We start from the raw sequence: 24,994 nt of genomic DNA on the forward strand, positions 1-24,994 counted from the left end.
GTACCGCCGCTACCGCGAGCCAGCTCGCTCCCACAGGCGGCATGTGTGTTTCTTGGGGTCGAGGTGTCGGCATGAACACTCTCCCATACGCCTGGGCCAAGGCCCAACGCCTGGTGCTGCGCCAGGGCGAAGAGGGGGCCGTGCTGATGGTGTGTCCTTCCACGCCGGGCTGGTCCATCAGCGAAGTCCGTCGTCAGTTCGGCGAGGTGCGGCTGGAGCGGGTGCGCGAAGACGACATCGAAGGCCTGCTCAACAGCGCCTACGCCGACACCGGCAGCGCTGCCGCCGTGGTGGGCGCGGCGGAAAACGAGGTGGACCTCGACCGCTTGATGCAGGACATTCCCGAGATCACCGACCTGCTCGATACCCAGGACGGCGCGCCGGTGATCCGCATGATCAACGCCTTGCTGACCCAGGCGGCCCGGGATGAGGCCAGCGATATTCACATCGAGCCCTACGAGAGCCATTCGGTGGTGCGCTACCGGGTCGACGGTACCCTGCGGGACGTGGTTTCGCCGCGCAAGGCCCTGCACGGTGCGCTGGTGTCGCGAATCAAGATCATGGCCCAGCTCGATATCGCCGAAAAACGCCTGCCCCAGGACGGCCGCATTGCCTTGCGGGTGGCCGGCAGGCCTATCGATATCCGGGTTTCCACCGTGCCCACGGGCCATGGTGAACGGGTGGTGATGCGGCTGCTGGACAAGCAGGCCGGGCGCCTGCAACTGGAGACCCTGGGCATGGACTCGGATGTACTGGGCAAGCTCGATCACCTGATCCGTCAGCCCCACGGAATCGTCCTGGTCACCGGCCCCACCGGCAGCGGCAAGACCACCAGCCTGTATGCCGCCCTGGCCCGGTTGGACGCCAGCGTTCATAACATCTTGACGGTGGAAGACCCGGTGGAATACGACCTGCCGGGCATCAGCCAGATCCAGGTCAACGCCAAGATCGACATGACCTTCGCCCTGGCCCTGCGGGCGATCCTGCGCCAGGACCCGGACATCATCATGATCGGCGAGATCCGCGACCTGGAGACCGCGCAGATCGCGGTGCAGGCCTCCCTGACCGGTCACCTGGTGCTGGCCACGCTGCACACCAACGACGCCGTGTCGGCCATCAACCGTCTGATCGACATGGGAGTCGAACCGTTCCTGCTGGCCTCGTCGATGCTCGGGGTGCTGGCCCAGCGACTGGTGCGCAGGCTGTGCCCGCAGTGCAAACAACCCGACCCGGCGGCACCCGGCACCTGGCGCCCGGTAGGATGCGCCGCCTGCAGCCAGACCGGCTACAGCGGGCGCACCGGGATCCATGAACTGTTCTGCATCGACGATGACATCCGCACGCTGATCCACCAGGGGGCAGGGGAGCAGGCCTTGCGCGCCGCCGCTCGCCAGGCCGGCATGTTCAGCATGCGCGAGGATGGCGAGCGTTGGGTTTGTGGCGGCGTGACCGCTCCTGAAGAAATCCTGCGCGTGACACGGGACGCCTGATGAATCGCTATCGTTTCGAGGCGGCCGACGCCCAGGGCAAGATCGAGACCGGACACCTGGAAGCGGACAGCCAGGGTGCTGTTTTCAGCCTGCTGCGCAGTCGTGGATTGACCGCATTGCAGGTGCAGTTGGAACGCAACACACCTCAAGCCCACGGTGGCGGGTTATTCGCGGCCCGGCTCTCGGACAACGACCTGGCCTGGGCCACCCGGCAACTGGCGAGCCTGCTGGGGGCGAGCCTGCCTTTGGAAGCTGCGTTGAGTGCCACGGTGGAACAGGCCGAGCGCAAGCACATCGCCCAGACCCTGAGTGAAGTCCGGGCCGATGTACGCAGCGGCATGCGCCTGGCCGAAGCCCTGGCGGCGCGTCCCAAGGACTTTCCGGACATCTATCGGGCACTGATCGCCGCCGGCGAGGAGTCCGGTGACCTGGCCCAGGTCATGGAGCGGCTGGCCGACTACATCGAGGAGCGCAACAACCTGCGGGGCAAGATCCTGACGGCGTTCATCTACCCGGGGGTGGTGGGGCTGGTGTCCATCGGCATCGTGATCTTCCTCCTCAGCTATGTGGTGCCCCAGGTGGTCAGCGCGTTTTCCCAGGCGCGCCAGGACCTGCCCGGCCTGACCCTGGCCATGCTCACCGCAAGCGACTTCATCCGCGCCTGGGGGTGGCTGTGTTTCGGTGTGCTGGCGGGCGGGTTCTGGAGCTGGCGGATATACCTGCGCAACCCTCGGGCACGATTGAACTGGCACGCGCGTGTGTTGCGCCTGCCGTTGATCGGGCGTTTCGTGCTGGGGCTCAATACGGCACGTTTCGCCTCCACCCTGGCGATTCTCGGCGCCGCCGGGGTGCCGCTGCTGCGGGCGCTGGAAGCGGCGCGACAGACACTGTCCAACGACCGCCTGAGCCTGAGTGTCAGCGATGCCACGGCGAAGGTCCGCGAAGGGGTCAACCTGGCGGCCGCCCTGCGGGTGGAAAAGGTCTTTCCGCCGTTGCTGATCCACCTGATCGCCAGCGGCGAAAAGACCGGTTGCCTGCCCCCGGTGCTCGAACGCGCCGCGCAGACCCTGTCCCGGGACATCGAACGCCGGGCCATGGGCATGACCGCGTTGCTGGAGCCGCTGATGATCGTGGTCATGGGCGGCGTGGTGCTGGTGATCGTCATGGCGGTGCTGCTGCCGATTATCGAGATCAACCAACTGGTTCAATAAACCGTCCTCGTCTGGTTGACACAAACCTTGTGGCAAGCACCGCTGCTCTGGGGCTTTCACCGCAGGGCTGCGCAGCAGCCCCATGTCACCGAGCCAACCCGCCTGGCACACCCGCGCGCGTTGTGAAGGGCGCTTCGCACCCCAACGGGGGATAAATCCCCTCGCCAGAAAAGCACACCGAGCAAAATAGACACAGACGCCGTCGACACCTCCCGAGCCTCGCTTTCGCCAAACTCGGGTTCCTCGTTCTGTCATCTTCCGCCGTTCGGCAACCATTCGCCGCCACTCCACGGCCAACCCTTGCCGTCCCCCTGGAAAAACCGCCTGAACCCACGGCGCAGAGCCCCCGAACACCCGAGGAAAAAACTCGAAAAACAGCCCTCGGCTCCCGAGGTTTTTTCCTTTATCTGTCACCGGAAACTGCGAATTTCTAACCCATGGCCTCACCCCATCGCCACTGGCACAGGACCGAGCGCCATGACGGCAAGCACGCGTCAATCAACCTACGTACGAACACGATGAAAGGAGATTCTTCATGTTTAAGCGCAACGTTCTCGCGGTATCCCTGACCCTCGCCGGCCTCTGCGCCGCCCAGGCCGCCATGGCTGATGTCAACGGCGGTGGTGCGACCTTGCCTCAGCCCCTGTACCAGACTTCCGGTGTACTGACCGCTGGTTTCGCTCCTTACATCGGCGTGGGCAGCGGTGCCGGCAAGGCTGCTTTCCTGAACAACGACTACACCAAGTTCGTAGCGGGCAACACCAGCAAGAACGTGCACTGGGCTGGCAGCGACTCCAAGCTCAGCGCCACTGAGCTGAGCAACTACGTCACTGCCCACGGCGCCGCCTGGGGTCCATTGATCCAGGTGCCTTCGGTGGCTACCTCGGTCGCCATTCCGTTCAACAAGACCGGCACCGCCAACGTCAACCTGAGCGTCAACCAGCTGTGCGGCGTGTTCTCCGGCCGCCTGACCGACTGGAGCCAGATCACCGGCTCGGGTCGTACCGGTGCGATCACCGTGGTCTACCGTGCCGAGAGCAGCGGCACCACCGAGCTGTTCACCCGCTTCCTGAACGCCAAGTGCGCTGAAACCGGCACCTTCGCCGTCACCACCAACTTCGCTTCCAGCTACAGCGGCGGTCTGCCAACCGGCGCCGTGTCTGCCACCGGCAGCCAGGCTGTGATGACTGCGTTGAACGCTGCCCAAGGTCGCATCACTTACATGAGCCCGGATTACGCCGCTACCTCCCTGGCCGGTCTGGATGACGCCACCAAGGTCGCTCGCGTTGCCGGTGTGTCCCCAGCCCCAGCCAACGTTTCGACTGCCATCGCTGCTGTTCCAGTTCCTGCCGCTGCCAACCGCGCCAACCCGAACGCCTGGGTGCCCGTGTTCGCCGCAACCACCAACCCGAACGACCCAAGCGTAGTGGCTTACCCATCCTCCGGCTATCCGATCCTGGGCTTCACCAACCTGATCTTCAGTCAGTGCTACGCCGATGCAACCCAGACCACCCAGGTGCGTGATTTCTTCACCCGTCACTACAACGCCACGGCAGCCAGCAGCAACGACGCCGCCATCACCGCCAATCGCTTTGTACCGCTTCCAGCGACTTGGAAAACCGCCATTCGCAGCAGCTTCGTAACCGCAACCAATGCCCTGAGCATCGGCAATGCGAACGTCTGCAACGGCATCGGTCGTCCGCTGTAACGAATCGCGCTAGCTCCATGCAACACGATCAGCAACGGCGCAAGCCGTTGCTGATCTTCTGCGTCAGGCCCCGACCAACACAGCCACATGAAATTTTCATGACAACCGTTCGGTCCCGAGCGGCTGTAACCGCCTAACCCCTATAACCAAGGCTGGCAGCTTGATGGCAATGCCTTGCGACCCCTTAGAGCGAACCCGAAAGGATGAGTAGGATGCTGCGCTGCAAACCCCAGACGAACCTGAAGGCTCCACGTCGCGATGGCGAATTGTCGATGTTGCGACTCAAGCCGCTGGCCCAGGCCATTGCGCTGCTGATGGTGGCCAGCAATGCCCAGGCGGCGACGGCGTTCAGTTCGGCCTGGTTTGCCGCCAAGGGCGCCTCCCAGGCCGGTGGCGCGGGGCGGCCCGCGACGGCGCAGCCAGGCATGCCGCCGCCTTTGGCGCAACAGCAACGGGCCAATGCGCAGTTGCAGCGTTCGTTGACCAACCTCAACAACACCGTGGCCGCCATCGCGGCCCAGCAGGCGGCGCAAGCGGCGGGGCGGCAAGCGGCGTTCGGGCAGGTGCAGACTGTGCCGGATGGATTGGGCGAGGGCGGCCTCAAGGTCGATAACAGCCTGACCCAGGGCTGGCTCAACGCCAAGGGGCCCAAGCAGACCCAGGCCGGCGGCAAGACCACGGTGACGATCGAGCAGACCGCCGACAAGGCGATTCTCAACTGGGAAACCTTCAACGTCGGACGCAACACCACGGTGGATTTCCAGCAGCATGCGGACTGGGCCGTGCTCAACCGGGTCAACGATCCTCAAGCGCGACCCAGCCAGATCCAGGGCCAGATCAAGGGCGACGGCACGGTAATGCTGGTCAACCGCAACGGCATCATTTTCAGCGGCAGCAGCCAGGTCAACGTGCGCAATCTGGCGGCGGTAGCGGCCAATATCAGCGATGAGCAATTCAGCAAGCGTGGGTTGTACGTCGATGCCACCGGCAGCCAACCGACCTTCACCGACGCGGCGGGCAAGGTCGAAGTGCAGCAGGGCGCGCTGATCGAAACCCACCGCGCCGCTACCTCCACGGCCGGTGGTGGTTATGCCTTGTTGCTGGGCTCCGAGGTGGAGAACGCCGGTTCCATCATCACCGCCAAGGGCCAGACCACCCTGGCGGCGGGCGACAGTTTTTATATCCGCCGGGGCCAGGGCACCAGCGGCAACCTGCGTTCCACTACCCGTGGCAACGAGGTGGCGACGTCCCTCAAGCCCGGCAGCAGCGCCGGCACGGTGATCAACAGCGGACTGATCCAGGCCAGTACTGGCGATATCACCCTCACCGGACACCGGGTTGAGCAGAACGGCGTGGCCATCGCGACGAGTTCGGTGGACACCCGCGGCACCGTGCACTTGCTCAACGCCTTCAACGACAGCACCGGCAGCGTGACGCTGGGCCAGGGCAGCGCCACGGCGGTGCTGCTCGATGCTGCGGGCGGCAGCGCCCTGGACAGCCAGCGCAATGCCGGACCGGCAGGCCTCGATGGCACGCCGAACAACCTGATCACCGGTCAATTCAACAACCTCAGCAGCGTAGTGGACCGCAGCGACCAGTCCCGGGTCGAGATCGTCAGTGGCGCCAGTGTCGACTTCCAGAACGGCTCCATCACCCTGGCCACCGGCGGCCAGGTGGCCGTCAGCGCCGCCGGGCGCAGCCTGGTGCGCGATGGTGCGGTGATCGACGTGTCCGGTGCCATCGGCGTCAAGGTGGCGATGGAGTCCAATTCCATCAAGGTCAATGTACAGGGCAACGAGCAGCGCGACGCACCGGTGAACCGCGACGGCGGCAAGCTGACCAACAACGATGTCTGGGTCGACGTGCGTGACCTGGTCTACGTGCCGGCGGGCACCAACGGTTACGCCACTGACCGCTGGTACACAGCGGGTGGTCTGTTGGAAGTCGGCGGCTACCTGGGCACCCGAGGGCACAGTGTCGGCGAATGGGCGGCCCAGGGTGGCAGCCTGACGTTTACCGGCAACGATGTCGTGACCCAGCAGGCGGCCCAGTTGAACCTGTCCGGCGGTACCCTGGACGTACAGAGCGGCTACCTGCGCCAGTCCTGGCTCAAGGGCGCTGACGGGCGTTTGTATGAGTTGTCCAGGGCGCCGGGTGACATCCTCTACACCGGCATCTACAAGGGCTACGAAGACCACAGTCAACGCTGGGGCCAGACCGATTACTACTACAACCCGCTGATCGCCCCACGCGAGCGCTTCGAGGCCGGTTACACCGTCGGCCGCGACGCCGGCAAGCTGGTGGTGTCGACCCGCAACGCGGTACTGGAAGGCCAGATCGTCGGCGAGGTCTACCAGGGCGAGCGCCAGACCCAGGCGCCGAACCTCAACCTCGACGGCTACCAGCAATCGCAAAACGCCGTGGCCCGTCGGGCCCAGTTGTGGGTGGGCAGCTACACGCCGATCTATGACAAGGCCAGTGGCGTGATCAACAGTGGCTTGAACCCCACCTTCGATCAGGTCACCGTCGGCAAGGTGACCGACAAGATTGCCGCAGGCTTGGACTTGACCTCGGCGGTCGGCAACGACCGGCAAGGCAAGTTGGTGCTGGATAACGCGCTGCTCAATGGCTTCCAGCTCGGCGCAGTCAAGGTAGCGGCGGCTGAAGGCATCAAGATCGACGGCGCACTCACGGTAGCCGACGGCGGGGATATCACGCTTTATGCGCCGCAGGTGGAAGTGAACGCCGACCTGACGGCCCGCAGTGGTCGCATTGTATTGGGTAACATCCTCAAGCAGGTCAGGACCGACAACTTCCAGATGGGAGACGTCACGCTTTCACCCGTTACAGGACAGCGGGCGACGGTCACATTGGGCGAAGGCGTCAAGCTGGACACCGCCGGACGCTGGAGCAATCTGCTGCTCGACGGCCACGACCGCCAAGGCCTGCCGTTCATTAACGGCGGCAGCGTGTCCGTGCGTAGCAGTGGTGATATCGATGTGCGCCGGGGCAGCCTGATCGACGTCAGTTCCGGCGCTGCGATCATGGCCGATGGCAAGACCCGGGGCGGCAAGGGCGGTGACTTGACCCTGATGGCGGCTACGGGGGCGTCGTCCGGCAACGGCGATCTGAACCTGGACGGTGAGTTGCGTGGCACCGGGGTGAGCGGTGGCGGGACCTTGAAACTGGCGGCCAACAAGGTGCTGATCGGCAACAGCGGTTCGTCCCTTGAACCCGGCACTTTGCAACTGGACGGCGATTTCTTCGATAAGGGCTTTTCAGCCTATGACATCACCGGCAACCAGGGCCTGACCGTGGCAGACGGGACCCGGGTCGATGTGACGATGCCAGTGTACCGTTTTGACGAGCAGGCGTTGAGCACCGGCAGCGGTGCAGACCCGGCCGGTGCCTTGCAGCGCTGGACGCCTGAGTTGTACCAGGAAGACGCGATCAAGGGGGTGCTGACCCAGCGTCGCGGCGCGAGCCTGAGCCTCAATGCCGGTACCGCGAATGCCAGTGCCGCCGACATGGCCGATACCGTATTGAACCTTGGCACAGGCAGCGTGATCAGCGTCGATCCCGGCCAGGGCATCGATGTGCGAAGCATCGGGCAATTGACCGCCAATGGCACGCTCAATGCCTGGGGTGGGCGGGTCAGCCTTACCGGGTTGGGCGTCAATGAAACGGTCAGCGACCCGGTCAATGCCCAGGGGCATGGCCGTTCCATCTGGCTTGGCGAGCAGGCGCTGATCGACGTCTCCAGTCGGGCCGTGACCGCCCGCGATATGCGTGGCCAGACCTACGGCCTGGTACGCGATGGCGGGCAGATTGTCATCGGTGGCCAGATTGATGTCGCGAAAGGATCGGCCTCGGCGTCCGAATTGTTCGTGGTGGTGCGCGAGGGCGCGCGCCTGCAGGCGGATGGCAGCCAGGCCGTGCTGGATATTCCCGGCCAGGGCCGCACGACGGTGGCGAGCAATGGCGGCAGTATTTCCCTGGCATCGGCCAACGGGTTGTACCTGGATGGCGCCTTCAGCGCCCGTTCGGGTGGGGCGGGGGCGGCGGGTGGCAAACTGTCGGTGGCGCTGGAAACGCCCTACTACGTGAAGAATGCCGTCAATGATCGAGTGCTGAAGGTGCGTGAGTTGGTGCTGGGGCAGTCCGCTCAGGCAAGTTTGCCGGGTGGCAGTGCCCAGACCGTGGCGGATTCATTGGTCTATGGTCATGGGCGGTTGGGTGTGGACCAGGTCCGGTCGGGCGGTTTCGACAGCCTGGCCCTGCTGAGCAATGGGCTGTTGAGTGTCGACGGTGACGTTTCGCTGTCTCTGGGGCAGAGCCTGAGTCTGTATGCCCGCAGCTTCGGGTTGGGTGCAACTGCACCAACCCATAGCCAAGTCCGGCTCAACGCCTCGCACGTGCTGCTATCGGGTCTGGCGGGACGTCAACCGAACAAGGACAACTACAGCCGACCGGTGATCGAGGGCGGTGTATCGCTGTTGGCGAACAAATCGGTCTTTGCAGTCAATGCCGACCTGCTGGATGTGCAGGGCAACGTGATGTTCAGCAGCAAAGGCACTGTGCTGCAGGCCGATGGCAGCTCCGTCGAGATGGAGCGCGGCGGTTTTGACCGGGTGCAGTTGAACAGTCGGGGCGATATGCGGTTGCTGGCCGGGTTCTCCGGCGACGATTTGCCTCAGGGCTTCACCACTCAGTTATTGACCCCCTCGGACATGATCCTGCGGGCCGCGCAACTGTATCCGGCGACCGGGGTTGGCGCACGGGTGTTGGCGGGATATGGCTGGGGCGCTGAGTCCGGAAGTGGCACCAAACTCTATGATCCGGCGCGCAGCCTGGTCATCGGCCGTACGACCCGGATCGCACCCCAAGTGCCTTATTCGGTATTTGGCCGCTTGCAATTGGGCAGTGCGAAGATCGAACAAGGTGGTGTCGTCCGGGCACCTCTGGGGTTGCTGGAAATCGGCACGAACAGCTCGGAAGGGGTATCCGATCGGGTGGAGTTGTTGCCAGGCAGTCTGACGTCGGTCAGTGGCAAGGGATTGGTGCTGCCGTATGGTGGCACCGTCGATGGTCAAGATTATCAGTACGCCGGCAAGAAAGTCGTGTTGCTGGGGCAAGGAGGGGTTCCTTCCGCCAACGGTGATCTCGAAATCGGCGTGATTCTCGGTGGCAGGTCGGTGGCGGCCGAGGCGGGTTCGGAACTGGATCTTTCGGGTGGAGGTGATTTGCTTGGCGCCGGTTTCATTTCCGGCCGCGGTGGCTCGACCGATGCGCGTTTCAATCCGCTGGTGCAAATGGGTGCCAACGGCGGATTCACCTTGCCTGGCCTGTCCAGCAACCCGGTCTACGCCATCGTGCCAGGCAACCAGAGCCAGTACGCGCCGGTCGCTCCGGAGGGCGGCGCCGTGGATCCGAGGGTAGGGCAGCAGATCACCATCGGCGCCGGCGTTCCTGGGTTGCCGGCGGGTACGTATACCCTGATGCCGTCCACCTATGCCTTGCTGCCGGGGGCGTTCCGGGTCGAGGTCAATGGCTTGGCGGGGCAAGGCGTCACAATGGGCGCGCAGCAGATGCGCAACGGCTCCTGGACTACCGCTGGTGTGTTATCGGTGGCCAATACCGGGCAGCGTGACAGTCTGTCCAGCCAGCTCATCCTGACGTCGGGCGATGTGCTGCGTCGCTACTCGCAATACAACGAAACCAGCTACGCCCAGTTTGCCGTGGCCGACGCCACGCGCTTGGGCGTCCCCAGGGCCCTGTTGCCGGTCGATGCCAAGACCTTGAAGTTGAATCTGGCGACGGGCGCTGGAGACCAGGCCTTCACCTTCAAGGGCGTCGGCAGGTTCGCGCCTCAGGCCGGGGGATTCGGCGGCACCGTCGCGGTGGTTGCCAGCAACGGCACCGCACTGGAGGTGGTCGCCGAAGGGCGGGGGGCCACGACCGGCTTCGAGGGTGTGACCCTCGATGCCGAGAGTCTCAATGCGCTCGATGCGTCACGGCAGGTGATTGGCGGCCAGTTTTCAGTGCTATATGGCCAAGGTGGCAATTACATCACGCCACAGCGGGTATCGCGCAGCGTGACCTTGCGTGAAGGTGCGACGCTGGCAGCGCCCGAGGTTTTCCTGTTGGCCGACGGCGGCGAGCTGTTGGTGGAGCAAGGCGCCGCCATCAACACTATCGGGCAGGGCAAGGCGGCATACGATGCCCGTGATGGCTTTATCTATAACCTCAATGTGAGGAACCAGAATTACAACATGCTGGCGGCCTCCAACGGCTTGCTCAACGTGTTGGCTCCGCAGTCAGGCTCCATGGGCTCGGTCAACATCGGCGGGTGCAGCCTGACACCGTGCAGCGGCGTGACCCGGATTCACTCCGAAGGCAGCATCGTTGCAGCCTCCGGCAGCAGCCTGGAACTGGACGACCAGGTGCGTTACGGCACCCGTCACCTGACCCTGGCCCTGAGTAACATCAATGTCGGCACCGCCCAGGCATTGAGCGATGCGGCGGGACGCAACGTATTGCCTGCCGGCCTGACCCTGAGCCAGACGGTGCTCGATCGCCTGTTGCGTGGCGACACCCAGTATGGCGCTCCGTCCCTGGAAACCCTCGAACTGACGGCCAGTCAGGCGCTGAATTTCTACGGCACCGTCAGCCTGGACACCTATGACCTGACAACAGGCAAGTCACGCCTGAGCAACCTGATGCTCAGCACCCCGGCCATCTATGGCGCCGGCAGTGTCGACGACGTGGCGACCATCCGCACCGCGAACCTGATCTGGAACGGTGCCGTCGGCGCGCCGGGTTCGGTGATCGCCGGTGGGGCCGGTACCGGTGCCGGTCGCCTGGACATCCAGGCCCAGCGCATCGAATTGGGCTACGGCGACTTTGCCCAGCCCAGCTCGGTCACTACCCTGGATCGCCTGGCGCTGGGATTCGCCAACGTCAACCTCAGCGCCAGCGAGCGTCTGACCGCCAACCACAAGGGCAGCCTGGCGGTGTATCGAAGCCAGGGAAGTTATGACGCCAAAACAGGCTACGCCTATAGCGGCGGCAATTTGAATATCCTCACCCCGTTGCTCACCGGTGAAGCCGGTTCGGTCAACCGCATCACGGCGGGCGGGGCGGTCAACGTGACCGGCACGACCGCCAGGCCGGGCACTGTCTCCGGGCTTGGGGGCGAGTTGTCCATCAAAGGCGCGAGCCTCAATTTGGCCAGTGCCGTAGTGCTGCCTGGCGGCAAGCTCACCCTCAGCGCGACGGATGACCTGACCCTGGCCGATAAGTCGCTGATCGACGTGGCTGGTCGCGCAGTCACTTTCAACGACGTGACACGCTACAGCGCTGGTGGCGAGGTGATCCTGCAAAGCCAGAACGGCAACATCCGCCAGGCTGATGGGGCCAGCATCGACTTCTCGGCTCGCAACAACCAGGCTGGCCGGCTCAGCGCGGTGGCCCTGGACGAGGCCGCCGGGATCGTTGATTTGCAGGGACGGATTCTGGGTGGCAGCACAGGCGAATATGACGCTGCAGGCACCGCCATGCCGTACCTGGCCGGCGGTGTGGAAATCCAGGCCCAGCGCCTGGGCGGGGGCGGTAGCCTGAGTGAGCAGTTCGCTGCGTTGAACCAACGGTTGAACGAAGGACAGGTATTCGGTTCCCGTGGTTTCCAGCTCAAGCAAGGCGACCTGGTGATCGGCAACGAACTCAGGGCCTCGGCCATCAGTGTGTCGCTGGATAATGGCAGCCTGCTGGTCAACGGCAAGGTCGACGCCAGTGGCGAGCGGGTCGGCAGCATCCGGCTCGCGGCCGGGCGTTCCCTGACCCTGGGCAGCAACGCGGTGCTTGACGCCCACGGCGCCCGTCTGCGGGTGGACAGCTACGGCAAGATCATCGATTCACCGAACCGTGCCATCGTCGACCTGACTTCCCACGGCGGTGTGCTGACCCTGGCCGAGGGTGCACGTATCGATCTGCGGCATGGCACTGCGGCGCCCGCCGGGCAGCACGACGGCCGTGCCCGTGGCACGCTGGAACTCAATGCGCGACGTGCCGGCTCGGCTCCGACCCAGGGCGACATCGCCATTGACGCCCGCGGTGGCCTGGATATCCAGGGCGCTCGTTCGATTGCCGTCAACGGTACCTGGCAGTACAACGACGCAGCCTACGGCAGCGATCCGGCGGCCAGCGGCCGGCCTTATCAGGTCATCGACCAGGCGTACCTGGATGGCAAGCACCAGGACAGTATCGCTTTCATCAACGCGGCCCTGGCCAACGGCGATTTGATGCAACGCAAGCTCGCCGGTCTGAACAACGCTCGATATGCCGATGCGTTCCACCTGCGGCCTGGCGTGGAGATCGTCAGCGCGACGGCCGACGGTGACCTGGTGGTGCGGGGTGACCTGGACCTGTCCGGTTATCGCTACGCCAGTGTGAATCCGCACTCTCGTAAAACCGCCGTGTACGGCTCCGGTGAGTCGGGTGCACTGACCCTGCGCGCCGGGGGAGACCTGAACATCTATGGCAGCATCACCGACGGTTTCGCCCGGCCGCCCGCCACCAACGATGACAAGGGCTGGGTGCTGTTGCCGGGCATCGATTTCGCCGCGGGCGATATCGTCGTGCCCGGTACCGGTGTGACCTTGGCGGACGACACGGCGTTTCCGGCAGGCTCGGTGCTCAACTTCGACGTGCCACTCAAGGGTGCCACCCTGGCGGCGGGAACACGCCTGCCGGTCGCCGCGACGCTTGATCAGCCACTGGAGCTGCCGGCCGGTACGGTGCTGGCCGCGGCGGTGCATGACGCCTCGGGTAACCTGTTGTTCGCAGCCGGCACCTTGTTGGCTTCGGCTCAGACCCTTGAGGCAGGAACAGTCCTGGGGGCTGGCAGCCTGCTGGGCACCAGCGCAACCATAGGCAGCCTGATCTGGCCTAAAGGCGTTGCATTGCCAGGCATTGCGGACGCGAGCAACGGTTTGACCAATGTGCAGCGTCTCAATGGCGCCCTGGCACTGAGCGTGGGCTCGAAAATCCCTTCAGGTACCGACATCAAGCTGCCGGCCGGTGTGGAGTCGGTGCAGTTGCGTCCGGAAGTGGCGGGGAGCAACTGGGCCATCGCCCTGATGCTGGCCGAGGGTTCGCAATCCTGGTCGTTGCGCCTCGTGGCGGGGGCCGATACACAGGCGGCTGACAGCCGGGTCGTGAAGCCCGTGTCGGCCAGAGGCGATCTGCATCTGGCCGACAGTCATTACGGCGTGTTTGGCGTGCCGAATATGGTGTGGACCGAAGCAGGATCGCTGGAGTTTTTTGGTGACACCAGCATGGTGGGGCAACCCGTGGACTTCGCAGGGTTCGGCGATCCGAACCTGTGCATCGACGATCCGTCTCGCTGTGAAGTGGGAGGTCCTCCGGGTTATAAGCCGGGCAGTCAGCGCTGGAGCGTCATTCGCACCGGCACGGCAGACCTTGAGTTGCTGTCGGCAGGTGACTTGAGGATGGATTCTCTTTACGGGGTCTACACCGCCGGCAGCTCGGCCAGCGCAACCTACGCCGGCGATCCGTACAACCAGCCCAAGGCGTTGGGGGCAGGAGGTACGGTGCTCAATGACGAGACAGGCGAAAACGAGCAATTCGTGGACGGCGGCGTCAACAGTGTCTATCGCGCCTGGTACCCTGACTCTGGCGGTAACCTGACCCTGAAGGTCGGTGGTGACATGACCGGCAACGCCATGGATGTTTCCAGTAGCAGTTATGGGCGGCCCAACTCATTCGATACCGGTTACGACACGGTCAACGTTGGTAACTGGCTGTGGCGCCAAGGCAACGGCTCAGTTGCCACGGGTGCCGGGGCACAACCGTCCGCCTGGTGGATCAATTTTGGCAGCTACACCGCTGCGCAGGACCCCAGCATGGCCGATCTGATGGTCGGTTTTACCGGTTTCGGTACGCTTGGCGGCGGCGACCTGAATGTTCAAGTGGCGGGCGATGCCGGGATACTCGATCGACTGACGGGGAGTCTTCTCGAACCGCGCAGCAACAGCCGCAGTCAAGGGCTGGTCCTTGCCGTGGGCAGTACCGGGCGTGTAGGCGCCGATGGCAGGCTGCAACTGACTGGCGGTGGCGATCTCAATCTGCGTGTGGGGGGGGCTTTGAACCCCGAGAGCCTGATCGCCAACGGGCATCTGAACGGTGCGGTGATCAACCTGCGGGGCCACGTGCAGGTCGACAGCGGCGCCATCGGTCGAATCGACCTGCAATACGGTGACGCCGTCTCGGCACAGTCACCTGGAGAAACCCGAGCCTACGACTCCTTCAAATCCACACGAGGCTTTGCCACCGGTGGACTGACCCTCATGCCGGGGGACGCTACCTTTGATCTGGCAACTTCGGGCGACCTTGTCGTGATGGACGTCGCCGATCCGGGCCGGGCGCCGATGATGAGTGGGTCGCCCTTCAAAAACGCTGCGACTGACGGATCAGGCCTGAGCTGGTTCACGTTGTGGACGGCCAATACTGCGGTCGATTTGTGGTCGTCGGGAGGCAACCTGACACCTTTGACATCCAGCATCGCAACCGACCTGGCGGTGGTATATCCGTCCATCCTGAGGGCTGTGGCAGCCAGCGGCAGCCTTTATTACGGGAAGTCCTCAGCGCTCTATGATAATGGCTACAACGGCAACGACCGCCCAGCGCTGCTGCTCGCTCCCGGCATCAACAGTGAGCTGCAGTTCATGGCCGGCGATTCCATCTACGGTGGCGACATGTCGGTCAGTCGTTCCGGTGCTGCCTCCGAGGCCCTGGCCACACCGTTGCGACCGGCTTTTGCCGGGCTCGTCAATGGTAGTGTGGCGCTCAGCAATCTCTCCGCCGATGCCAATCGTGCGCGTCCCAGCGCGAATGTCCTGCCGTTGCTTGCGTTCGATACCAGCAGCGCTTCCAGCGAGTGGGCCGGCAACACGGATCCTGCTCGCTTCTATGCACTCACCGGCGATTTGCTGGCCGTCGCGAGCGGACGAACGATGAGGTACACCTCCGAGAACGATAGCCGATTCGGGCAGATTGCTTATGAAGGCATGGGGGCTGTCTGGATGAGGGCCGGACGAGACATTGTAAGCAGTGGTATACCGCTGGGCGGCTCGCTGAACAGCGACTTCTTCCTGGGGAACTACACCAGTACCGGCAATCTGTTGATTCACAACAACCCCACCGACATCTCCATCGTCTCGGCCGGGCGCGACATCCTCTACAGCAACTTCAACGTCGCCGGCCCCGGCCTGCTGGAGATCACCGCCGGGCGCAATATCCTGATGGAAGACAAGGTCAGCATCACCAGCCTCGGCGCCGTGGTACCGGGTGATTCGCGCCCTGGGGCGAGCCTGGTGCTGCAAGCCGGCACGGGTCTCGACGGGGCGGACTACCAGCGCTTCGTCAAGGCGTACCTGGACCCGGCAAACCAGGCCCTGGCCGGCGTGCCCCTGGCGAACCAGGACGGCAAGGTCGCCAAGACCTATGAAGCTGAATTGGTGGATTGGCTGGAGCAGCGCTTCGGCTTCAGCGGCGACAGCGAGCAGGCCCGCGCCTATTTCGCGGCGCTGCCAGCCGAGCAGCAGCGGGTGTTTGCCCGCAATGTGTACTTCGCCGAGCTCAAGGCCGCAGGCCGTGAGTACAACGAAGCCGGCGGTGTGCGCCAAGGCAGCTACCTACGGGGACGGGAAGCGATCGAATGGCTGTTCCCGACCAAGGACGTGGCGGGCAATCCGATCACCTACAAGGGCGACATCACCCTGTTCGGCGGGGCAGGCGTGCACACCGACTTCGGTGGCAGTATCCAGATGCTCACACCGGGTGGCGGGCAGACATTCGGCATCGAGGGCAACGCACCGCCGTCCACCGCCGGGGTCATCACCCAGGGTGAGGGGGATATCCAGTTGTACGCCCGCGACAGCATCCTGCTGGGCCAGAGCCGGATCATGACGACCTTCGGCGGCTCGATCCTCGGTTGGTCGGCCCAGGGCGACATCAACGCCGGCCGGGGTTCGAAAACCACCGTGGTCTATACGCCGCCCAAGCGCTTGTACGACACCTGGGGCAATGTTTCCTTGTCGCCGTCAGTGCCGAGCACGGGTGCCGGTATCGCCACCCTCAACCCGATTCTCGAGGTGGCGCCGGGGGATATCGACCTGATCGCGCCGCTGGGCACCATCGATGCGGGCGAGGCCGGAATCCGGGTATCGGGCAACGTCAACATCGCGGCGCTGACCGTAGTGAACGCGGCCAACATCCAGACCCAGGGCAAGTCCACCGGGGTGCCGCTGGCGGCCTCGGTGAACACCGGGGCGATCACCTCGGCCAGCTCGGCGGCGTCCTCGGCCACCCAGGCGGCTGAAGATGTGGCCCGCCAGCAACAGAATGCGGCGCGGCAGAACCAGGCATCGGTGTTCACCGTGCAGGTGGTGAGCTTCGGTAACGAACAACTGGCGCCGTCCCGGGACGGCGCAAGCCGCGAAACCCCAAGGGCCTACGACCCGGCCAGCCCGGTGCAGGTACTGGGCGCCGGCCCCCTGGACGAGCAGTCAAGGCAGCGTCTGACCGAGGAAGAGCGGGGGCGGTTGAGTTTGTAGGGGGCTGAGCTTGCAGTGAGGTGGGCTGTGCTGGCGTCATTGCGGGCAAGCTCGCTCCCACAGGGAACCGGGGGTGTTCTTTTGCATGCACCACAGAGCCCATTGTGGGAGCGAGCTGGCTCGCGATAGCGGTGGGAGGGTTACAGCCAGCGCGGTGTGGTGAAGAACGAGGCCATTTCCGAACGGGCCAGGGCGGAGCCGAAATAGGGGCCTTGGACGTGGTCGCAGGCCACACTGCATAGTTGCCTGAATTGCCGGGCATTTTCGATGCCTTCGGCAGTGACCATGAGGCCGACGCTGCGACTGAGGCGGATCATCGCCAGGACTCCGGCCTCGTCGTGCTCCAGGCCCAGCTGGGCGAGGATGTTGCGATCGAAACGGATGCCATCGAACGGCTGGTTCAGCACTTCGCGCAGGGAGGCGATGTTGGTGCCGAACTTGTCGATGTTGATCAGCACACCGACATCCTTGAGGGCATGCAAGGTCGTGGCGACAGTCTTGTGGTCCACCAGCAGGATGCCTTCGGCCACTTCCAGGGTCAGGCGATGGGGTGCCAGGTCGCTTGCATCCAGGGCCGTTTGCACCTGGTTGAGCAGCAAGCCGCTGCTGAACCATTTGGGCGAAACCGCCAGCGACACGTTGACCGGCGTCGGCCAGCTTGCCGCTTCCTCACAGAGATTGGTCAGCATCCACGTCCCCAGCTCTTCCAACTGGCCTGACGTTTCGGCGACGGGTATGAAGTCGCTGCCGCTCAGTTCACCTTTTTCGGGATGGTGCCAGAACATCTGGGCTTCGAACCCATGCAACTGCTCGGCATTCACATCGAAGCGGGGCAGGTAGCGCAACTCCAGCTGGCCGTGGTGCATGGCATCGCGCAACTGCTGCTCATAGCGACGGCGGTCCCGGGCCACGTTGCCCATCGCTTCCACGTACACGCGCCAGGTGTTGCGGCCGGCAGCCTTGGCCGCATACAGGGCGATGTCGGCCTGTCGCAGCAGCTCGTCGGCGCGGGTTTCACCGGGTTGTGCCCAGGCAACGCCGATGCTCACCCCCAGGTACAGGGTATTGCCGTCCAGGTGCATGGGGCGCTGCATGCAGTCGATCAGGCGCGCGCACAGTTGCTCCAGGTCCTGCGAATCGCCCGGCTCAGGCATGACGATGACAAATTCATCGCCCCCCAGGCGAGCCACCAGGTCGGTGCCGCGTACGTTCTGCACAAGCAGATGCGCCACTTCCCTGAGCACCTTGTCGCCCACGGCATGCCCCAGGGAGTCGTTGACCGGCTTGAATCGGTCCATGTCCAGGTTCAACACGGCCAGCGGGACGCCGCTGGCCGGATCCAGGTGTTCGTTGAGGCAGTCGAACAACCGGTTGCGGTTGGCGAGCCCGGTCAGCGGGTCGTGCAGCGACAGATGCTTGATCTGGGCCAGTGCCCGCAGCTCATCGGTGATATCGGTGGCGGTGCCGCGAAATCCCAGGGCGCCGGCTTCGATGGCCCGCACCGAGAGCTTGCAGGTACGCATGCGCTGGTTGCGCGCGGTGTACTCGCACAGCAGAGGGGAGGACGAACCACTGCTGGCGCCGCCCAGTAACCATTGGGCGATGGAAATGCTGCCGCCGTGTGGATGCAGCAGCCTGTGCAAGGGTTTACCCAGCCATTCGCCGGGACTGAAACCGGTCACCTGTTCGAAGCGTTCCGAGAGGTAGGTCAATGTCCCTCTGGCGTCTACCTCCCATAGCCAGTCGGACGACACTTCGGCAATGTCCCGGAAGCGTTCTTCGCTGCGCTCCAGGGCCTTGCGGTGGGCCAGCAGGCTGTCGTACTGGCGCTGCTGGGCACGGAGCATCATCAGCGCATGCCGCAACACGGCGAGCGCCAGGAACCCCAGGATCAGCAACGCCACGATCAGCAGCGGCAGCAAGACCTTGCGCAGGTCGTGTCCGGGAGTGGCCGGTCGCCAGGCGAGGGCTTCCTGACCTTGGCCGTCAAGGGCCTGGTCATCAAGGGCTAGCTGGGCGGTGCCCTGCGGCCCCTGGGTTGCGGTGATGAATGCATCGGGCAAGGCAAAATCCCGGGCCAGGGCCTGTAGGGAAGCAGCGTCCAGGACTTTCACGAATAACAGCAGGCTGGGCGGCCCTGGTATTTCGGGCACGCTGTTGTCGGTGCCGATGGTGATGGCCGAGGCGGCGACGAATGCCGGCGCATTGTTGTGATGCAACAACTTGACCACGACCTCATCGTGGTTTTCCGGGGCCCTGGCAAGTTTCGCGAGCCCTCGCAGGTCACCGGCCAGCCAGGTATCGGCATCGACCTCGTCCATTTTCCCGTCGATCACCGAATACACGGTTTTCCCGCTCGGGGACACGACGAATACCGCCTGGTAGCCGTAAAGCGAATAAACGCTGCTACCAACGTTCTCCTGGTCGTAGGCCCACTCCTTATCCACCGTCACATGCAGGTGCCGGTAGGCGTCGCTCCACTTGGAGTAGTCACTCAAGTCACGTGCAATTGCGGTGCGGATCCCCTCGATGGCCCGCTGGGCGAAGAAAAGGCTCTGTTCCCGGGCGCGCTCATCCTGGTTCTGAGTGATGTTGAGCAGCACGCCGATCGCCAGGGCGGACATGACAAACAGCAGGAGCATGATGGCCGGGAAGGTGCGTCGGGTGAAGCTACGGGTCGGCAGCCCCGGGGACAGGTCGGTGGAATGGTCACCAGCATCTTCAGTCATAAACAAGCCATCGGCAAAACGCGAAATATCCCGCACGACTTTGTATCGGCTGTCGGACAATTAACTTAATTGCCCGACAGCCGATGTACAGCCGCGGATTGCGCGCTGCGCGAGCGCTTGGCGCTATTGCTTGTCCTTGCGGTGCCCCGGCAGGAGCCCGCTCAGCACCTGCTTGGCCGTCTGCGCCAGGATGCCTGCCTCGTTCGGATCGCCCTGGAGCAGGGTGCTGGCGAATTTCTTCGCCTGTTCCAGCTTGATATGGGGAGGCAGCGGCGGGACGTCGGGGTCGGTGCGAAATTCGATCAGTACCGGGCGATCCGCCGCCAGTGCGGCTTCCCAGGCGCCGGCCACATCATCCTCATGCAGTACCAGGATGCCTTTGAGGCCAATGGATTCGGCGAACAGGTGGTAGGGCACGTCGGGAATGTCCTGGGAGGCTTCGAACTTGGGGTCGCCCTCCATGACCCGCTGTTCCCAGGTCACCTGGTTCAGGTCCCGGTTGTTGAACACCGCACAGACCCAGGCGCCATTGCCCCAGGTCCGCCAGTACTTGGCCACGGTGATCAGTTCCGCCATGTTGTTCATCTGCATCGCGCCGTCTCCCACCAGGGCGATCACCGGTCGGTCCGGATGGCAGAATTTCGCGGCGATGGCATAAGGCACGGCGGCGCCCATGGACGCCAGGCCGCCGGACAACGAGCACATCATGTCGCGACGGATATGGAGGTCCCGGGCATACCAGTTGGCGCAGGAGCCTGAGTCGCAGGTGACAATGGCGCGATCCGGCAGCCGGGGCGACAGTTCGAATGTGACCCGCTGCGGATTGATCGGCTTGGCGCTGACCAGGGCGCGCTTCTCCAGGGTCTGGTCCCAGCGCTGGCGCCAGTGCTCGATTTTCTCGCGCCAGCTGCGGTCGGTCTTCTCTTCGATCAATGGCAGCAGGGCCCGCAGGGTATCGGCGCTGTCGCCGTGCAGGTTGACTTCCATGGGGTAGCGCAGGCTGAGCATGTCCGCCTGAATGTCGATCTGCACGCCCCGGGCCTGGCCCTCGGGCGGCAGGAACTCGGCGTAGGGAAAGCCGGAGCCGATCATCAGCAATGTGTCGCAACCGGCCATCAGGTTGTCGCTGGGCTCGGTCCCGAGCAGGCCGATGGAGCCGGTGACCCAGGGCAGGTCGTCCGGCACCGCCGCCTTGCCCAGCAGGGCCTTGGCCACCCCGGCACCGAGTTTCTCGGCGATGGCGATCACTTCATCGGTGGCCTGCAGCGCTCCGGCGCCCACCAGGATGGCGACTTTCTTGCCGGCGTTCAGCACATCGGCGGCCTTGCGCAGGTCTTCTTCGTAGGGCACGACCCTGGGTTTGCGATAGCCGACGCCGGAATGCACGGTGCCATGCTTGTGGGCTGGCGCCGCGTAGGGCATCTCCTGGAGGTCGTTGGGCAGGATCAACGCCGTTACCCGGCGCTCGCCCACGGCCGTGCGCACGGCGCGGTCCACCAGATGGCGGACCTGGGCGGGTGCGCTGGCTTGCTGCACGAACGCCCCGGCGACATCCTTGAACAGGCTGACCAGGTCCAGTTCCTGCTGGTAATGCCCGCCCAGGGCGGCGCGGGCCTGCTGGCCGCAAATGGCGAGCACCGGCATGTGATCCATTCGGGCGTCGTAGAGTCCGGTCACCAGGTGGGACGCGCCAGGCCCCGAGGTGGCGATGCATACCCCCAGCTCGCCGGTGAACTTGGCGTGGGCACAGGCCATGAAGGCTGCCATTTCTTCGTGTCGGGCCTGGATGAAACGGATTTTCCCGTTGGCCCGGCTCAACGCGCCAAAGACGCCGTTGATGCCATCGCCCGGATAGCCGTAGATCCGGCGAACCCCCCATTCGTAAAGACGTTCCACCAGAAAATCACCGACGGTCATGCTCATGTCTGTCCCTCGTTTCAGGCCGCGAGCCGCTTGGAGCGGCGTGCAGCGGTTGGCGTGCTTACAGACTTGACCGACACAGGCCGCGCAAGGTTTAGATTTTTTCCGGGGCGGGTGCCAGGGCCGGGCGTGTATCTCAGTGTGTACCGGGGCAGGGCGGATACATCTGCTTGACGAAGGGGCGGGTCCGGGACACAGGCCGGATACACACCGACGATTAACTACGCCAGCCAGCCGGGACCCATACGCGGTGCCGGTGACTGGCGATCGAATCCCTGGAGGAAATACCCCATGCTCAACTTCTCGCGCAATTCGTCCCTGGCACTCGGCCTGGCCCTGGTCGGTGGCCTTGGCCTGTCCTCGGCGGCTTCTGCCCTGACCATGAACGACCTGGCCCAGGGCTATACCCTGGCAGCGGCCGATACGGTGAAGAAACCTGCCGAAGGCAAGTGCGGCGAAGACAAGTTCGCCAAGACCGATACCAACCACGATGGCAAGGTCTCGCGGGACGAGTTCATCGCCGCCGCACCGGAGCGTGCGGCCGAGTTCGACAAGATCGACGCCAACCACGACGGCGGCATATCCCTGCCGGAAGCCAAGCAATACCTGTCGGCCCAGGCCAAGACCGCCGAAGGCAAATGCGGCGAGGGCAAGTGCGGGGCGGCAATCGAGTCCTGATCCTCCGCCTTTGGGGAGCCCCGACTGGTACATGAATGGGGCAGGCGTGTTTGTGTGGCGAGGGGTTGACGCTCCTCGCCACAGGTCGGTGGCGACGTGCCCCCATCCGTCGTGGCTCTCCCTCTCTTGTTTGTCAAGGAGATGTGCCATGTCCCAAGAGTTTTGCCATAGCTTCAACCGTCCTGCCGCTGGTGCTTCATTCCCCCAGACCTCTGTCGGCCTGGGCTTGCGCCGGGCCTTGCTCGATGAACTGCGCGAGGCGCCTGCCGGTGATTTCGACTTCCTGGAGGTCGCGCCGGAAAACTGGATCGGCATCGGCGGCGCCCATGGCGCCGCTTTGCATGGGTTGGCCGAGCGTTTTCCACTGTCCTGCCATGGCCTGTCGCTGTCCCTGGGCGGGCCGGCTCCGCTGGACCTGGCGTTTCTCGCCCAGGTGCGCGGTTTCCTGGAGCGCTTCGATGTGCCGCTGTACAGCGAGCACCTGAGCTACTGCGGCGATGACGGGCATCTGTATGACCTGCTGCCGCTGCCCTTCACCGAGGAGGCGGTGCATCACGTCGCGGCCCGCATAAGACAGGCCCAGGATGTCCTGGGGAGACGCCTGGCGGTGGAAAACGTGTCTTACTACGCCGCCCCCCACCAGGACATGAGCGAGCTGGAATTCACCCAGGCAGTGCTGCACGAGGCGGATTGCGACCTGTTGCTCGACGTCAACAACGTCTATGTCAATTCGGTCAATCACGGTTTCGACCCCTGCGCATTCCTGGACGGCCTGGATCCCGGGCGGGTGGTGGCGATGCATGTGGCCGGGCATTACGACGAATCCGACACACTGAAAATCGACAGCCACGGCGCGCCGGTCAAGCCGGTGGTCTGGACGCTGCTGGCCAGGGCCTATGCGCGTTTCGGCATCCAGCCGACCTTGCTGGAACGGGATTTCAACTTCCCACCCTACGCCGCGCTGGTAGCCGAATTGCAGATCATCCGCCAGTTGCAGCGGCAAACCGCCGACCGGCAGGCGGTGATCCATGGCTGAACTCCGGCAGACCCTGCACCAACAGCAGCAGGCATTGACCGGCTACCTGCGCGATCCGGAGCGGTGTCCGGTCCCGTCCGGCATGGACGTGGAGCGGGCCCAGGTCTATCGCGACCTGATCTTCGAGAACATGCGCTCGTTACTCAGTGGCACCTTTGCGGTGCTGGTAAGCGTGCTGGGGCAGGACCGCTGGCGTGCCTGTGTACGCCGCTTCCTGCGCGAGCATCGCTGCGTCACGCCCAGGTTCGCAGAGATCGCCAGGGAGTTCGTGGACTATCTGTCGGCCCGGCCGGTGTCCGAGGAACCGCCGTTCATGGCTGACCTGGCGCATTACGAGTGGGTCGAAATGGCACTGTTGCAATCGCCGGCCCAAGCCTTGCCCAACGATGACGAAACGTTGTGCCTCGACCGGCCCTTGCAGCTTTCGCCCCTGGCCTGGCCGTTGGCGTATGAATGGCCGGTGCATCGCCTGGCGCCGGATTACCAGCCGTCGACACCGCCATCCCAGCCAACCTTGCTGTTGGTCAGGCGTACCCCTGGGCTCGACGTGCGCTTTTCTGAACTCAGCCCCTTGGCCTGGCGGTTGTTGCAGCGTATCGAGCAATTTCCGGAACTGAAGGCACGGGCGCAATTGCTGGGATTGGCCGAAGAAGCGGGGGCGAATGCCTTCGAATTCATGGACAGCGCCTTGGCGCTGCTCAAGCGCATGCGAGAGGAAGGTGTGGTGGGCGCAAGACACTCGCCGCCGATTGAAACGCAAACCCTGTAAGAAGTGAGCTTGCTCGCGATGCCAGCGGGTCGCCATCAACCGTGACCGATACGCCGCCATCGCGAGCAAGCTCGTTCCCACAAGGTTTGTTTTCAGGCGTCGTTTCGACGGTTCAGGGCAGTCTGTAGCAGCGCATCCACGCTCAGTTTCCCCGCCCCCTGCAACAGCAGCGGCATCAACGCCACCAGGTAGATCAATGGGAGCTTGAAGTTGCCATGGCCTTTATTGGTGATCGCATAGCCCTGGGCCAGCTCGCTGAGGCTTGACCAGTCTGCGGGCCAATGCACGGCGGCGGTGGCCACCACGGTGACGATAATCAGTACCAGCGCCGATAGACGGGTGCCCAGGCCGATCAGCAGGGCGATGGCGCAGAGCAGTTCGGCCCACATCGACAGCTCCCAGTTCCAGCTGGCGGGCAACTGGTCGAAGGGAAATGGGAAGGCGGACTGGATTTCGCTGAACCAGTTCGTACCGTTCCATTTTTCCAGGCCGGATTCGAAGAACTCCCAAGCCAGGAACAGGCGCAGGCCCAGTGGCGCAAGCCATGCTCCGGCGTGATCGAGACGAGTGGGCAGGGCTTTAAGGATGCTTGGATACATGACGATCTCCCCCGATTACGCTGCGTGTTGCAGAGGTTGGGCACGCGTGTTGGCCCGGCCCGGCGTGCCGACCAGGCGGATGATGGTGGTGGCGCAGGTCAGGCCAAACGGCAGTACGTCCCCGTCGCTCGTGGGGACGCCCTTGAAGTCAGAGCAGGCAAAGATCGGGAAGCGACCCTGGAAACGCAGGTTGGATGGCGTGGCGGTGGCAGGCATGGC

General features: G+C 64.2%; 11 protein-coding genes. 7 read left to right on the plus strand and 4 right to left on the minus strand.

The window, feature by feature from the left end:
- Positions 1–71: 71 nt before the first annotated feature.
- The 4 genes from gspE (at position 72) to AC1M7R_RS23745 (ending at position 17,044) form a co-directional block, all read left to right on the plus strand.
- A complete protein-coding gene (gspE, locus tag AC1M7R_RS23730) occupies positions 72–1,490 on the plus strand; it encodes a type II secretion system ATPase GspE (protein WP_490609965.1) in 1,419 nt (472 codons plus the stop codon).
- On the plus strand, positions 1,490–2,701 hold the full coding sequence (gspF, locus tag AC1M7R_RS23735; protein WP_490609966.1) for a type II secretion system inner membrane protein GspF: 1,212 nt from the start codon (positions 1,490–1,492) through the stop codon (positions 2,699–2,701). Before gspE ends, gspF begins: the two co-directional genes overlap by 1 nt.
- A 535-nt stretch (positions 2,702–3,236) precedes the next feature.
- The gene (locus tag AC1M7R_RS23740; RefSeq protein ID WP_072391271.1) at positions 3,237–4,409 is read left to right on the plus strand and encodes a substrate-binding domain-containing protein; all 1,173 of its coding nucleotides are present in this window, start codon (positions 3,237–3,239) and stop codon (positions 4,407–4,409) included.
- A 212-nt stretch (positions 4,410–4,621) separates the two neighbouring features.
- Positions 4,622–17,044 (plus strand): filamentous hemagglutinin family protein, encoded by a 12,423-nt coding sequence (locus tag AC1M7R_RS23745; RefSeq protein WP_490609967.1) that lies wholly within the window; start codon positions 4,622–4,624, stop codon positions 17,042–17,044.
- Between the two features lie 140 nt (positions 17,045–17,184).
- On the opposite strand, the gene AC1M7R_RS23750 is transcribed toward AC1M7R_RS23745, so the two are convergent.
- Positions 17,185–19,773: a bifunctional diguanylate cyclase/phosphodiesterase gene (locus AC1M7R_RS23750; protein ID WP_490609968.1), complete on the minus strand. Its 2,589-nt coding sequence runs from the start codon at positions 19,771–19,773 to the stop codon at positions 17,185–17,187.
- 123 nt (positions 19,774–19,896) lie between these two features.
- Positions 19,897–21,696: a thiamine pyrophosphate-requiring protein gene (locus AC1M7R_RS23755; protein ID WP_490609969.1), complete on the minus strand. Its 1,800-nt coding sequence runs from the start codon at positions 21,694–21,696 to the stop codon at positions 19,897–19,899.
- Positions 21,697–21,984: 288 nt separating this feature from the next.
- Here AC1M7R_RS23755 and AC1M7R_RS23760 point away from each other — a divergent pair, with 288 nt between their 5' ends.
- The 3 genes from AC1M7R_RS23760 to AC1M7R_RS23770 all read left to right on the plus strand — a co-directional run bounded on the left by AC1M7R_RS23760 (position 21,985) and on the right by AC1M7R_RS23770 (position 24,176).
- Positions 21,985–22,371, plus strand: coding sequence for an EF-hand domain-containing protein (locus AC1M7R_RS23760; protein ID WP_072391282.1), 387 nt, complete (start codon positions 21,985–21,987; stop codon positions 22,369–22,371).
- A 148-nt stretch (positions 22,372–22,519) separates the two neighbouring features.
- Entirely contained in the window at positions 22,520–23,407 is an 888-nt protein-coding gene (locus tag AC1M7R_RS23765) for an HvfB family MNIO-type RiPP peptide maturase (RefSeq protein ID WP_103894499.1), read from the plus strand.
- On the plus strand, positions 23,400–24,176 hold the full coding sequence (locus tag AC1M7R_RS23770) for an HvfC family RiPP maturation protein (protein ID WP_072391297.1): 777 nt from the start codon (positions 23,400–23,402) through the stop codon (positions 24,174–24,176). The genes AC1M7R_RS23765 and AC1M7R_RS23770 overlap by 8 nt, the downstream gene beginning before the upstream one ends.
- A 92-nt stretch (positions 24,177–24,268) precedes the next feature.
- On the opposite strand, the gene AC1M7R_RS23775 is transcribed toward AC1M7R_RS23770, so the two are convergent.
- On the minus strand, positions 24,269–24,775 hold the full coding sequence (locus AC1M7R_RS23775) for an HvfX family Cu-binding RiPP maturation protein (protein ID WP_072391300.1): 507 nt from the start codon (positions 24,773–24,775) through the stop codon (positions 24,269–24,271).
- 15 nt (positions 24,776–24,790) lie between these two features.
- Positions 24,791–24,991 (minus strand): hypothetical protein, encoded by a 201-nt coding sequence (locus AC1M7R_RS23780; RefSeq protein WP_072391303.1) that lies wholly within the window; start codon positions 24,989–24,991, stop codon positions 24,791–24,793.
- Positions 24,992–24,994: the final 3 nt, after the last annotated feature.

It is taken from the genome of Pseudomonas sp. MS01C9 (assembly GCF_058202755.1).

Coding starts and splice junctions, on each gene's coding strand:
- gspF (WP_490609966.1), top strand. CDS start 1,490: ATGAATCGCTATCGTTTCGAGGCGGCCGACGCCCAGGGCAAGATCGAG.
- AC1M7R_RS23765 (WP_103894499.1), top strand. CDS start 22,520: ATGTCCCAAGAGTTTTGCCATAGCTTCAACCGTCCTGCCGCTGGTGCT.
- AC1M7R_RS23755 (WP_490609969.1), bottom strand. CDS start 21,696: ATGAGCATGACCGTCGGTGATTTTCTGGTGGAACGTCTTTACGAATGG.
- AC1M7R_RS23740 (WP_072391271.1), top strand. CDS start 3,237: ATGTTTAAGCGCAACGTTCTCGCGGTATCCCTGACCCTCGCCGGCCTC.
- AC1M7R_RS23760 (WP_072391282.1), top strand. CDS start 21,985: ATGCTCAACTTCTCGCGCAATTCGTCCCTGGCACTCGGCCTGGCCCTG.
- gspE (WP_490609965.1), top strand. CDS start 72: ATGAACACTCTCCCATACGCCTGGGCCAAGGCCCAACGCCTGGTGCTG.
- AC1M7R_RS23770 (WP_072391297.1), top strand. CDS start 23,400: ATGGCTGAACTCCGGCAGACCCTGCACCAACAGCAGCAGGCATTGACC.
- AC1M7R_RS23780 (WP_072391303.1), bottom strand. CDS start 24,991: ATGCCTGCCACCGCCACGCCATCCAACCTGCGTTTCCAGGGTCGCTTC.
- AC1M7R_RS23750 (WP_490609968.1), bottom strand. CDS start 19,773: ATGACTGAAGATGCTGGTGACCATTCCACCGACCTGTCCCCGGGGCTG.
- AC1M7R_RS23745 (WP_490609967.1), top strand. CDS start 4,622: ATGCTGCGCTGCAAACCCCAGACGAACCTGAAGGCTCCACGTCGCGAT.
- AC1M7R_RS23775 (WP_072391300.1), bottom strand. CDS start 24,775: ATGTATCCAAGCATCCTTAAAGCCCTGCCCACTCGTCTCGATCACGCC.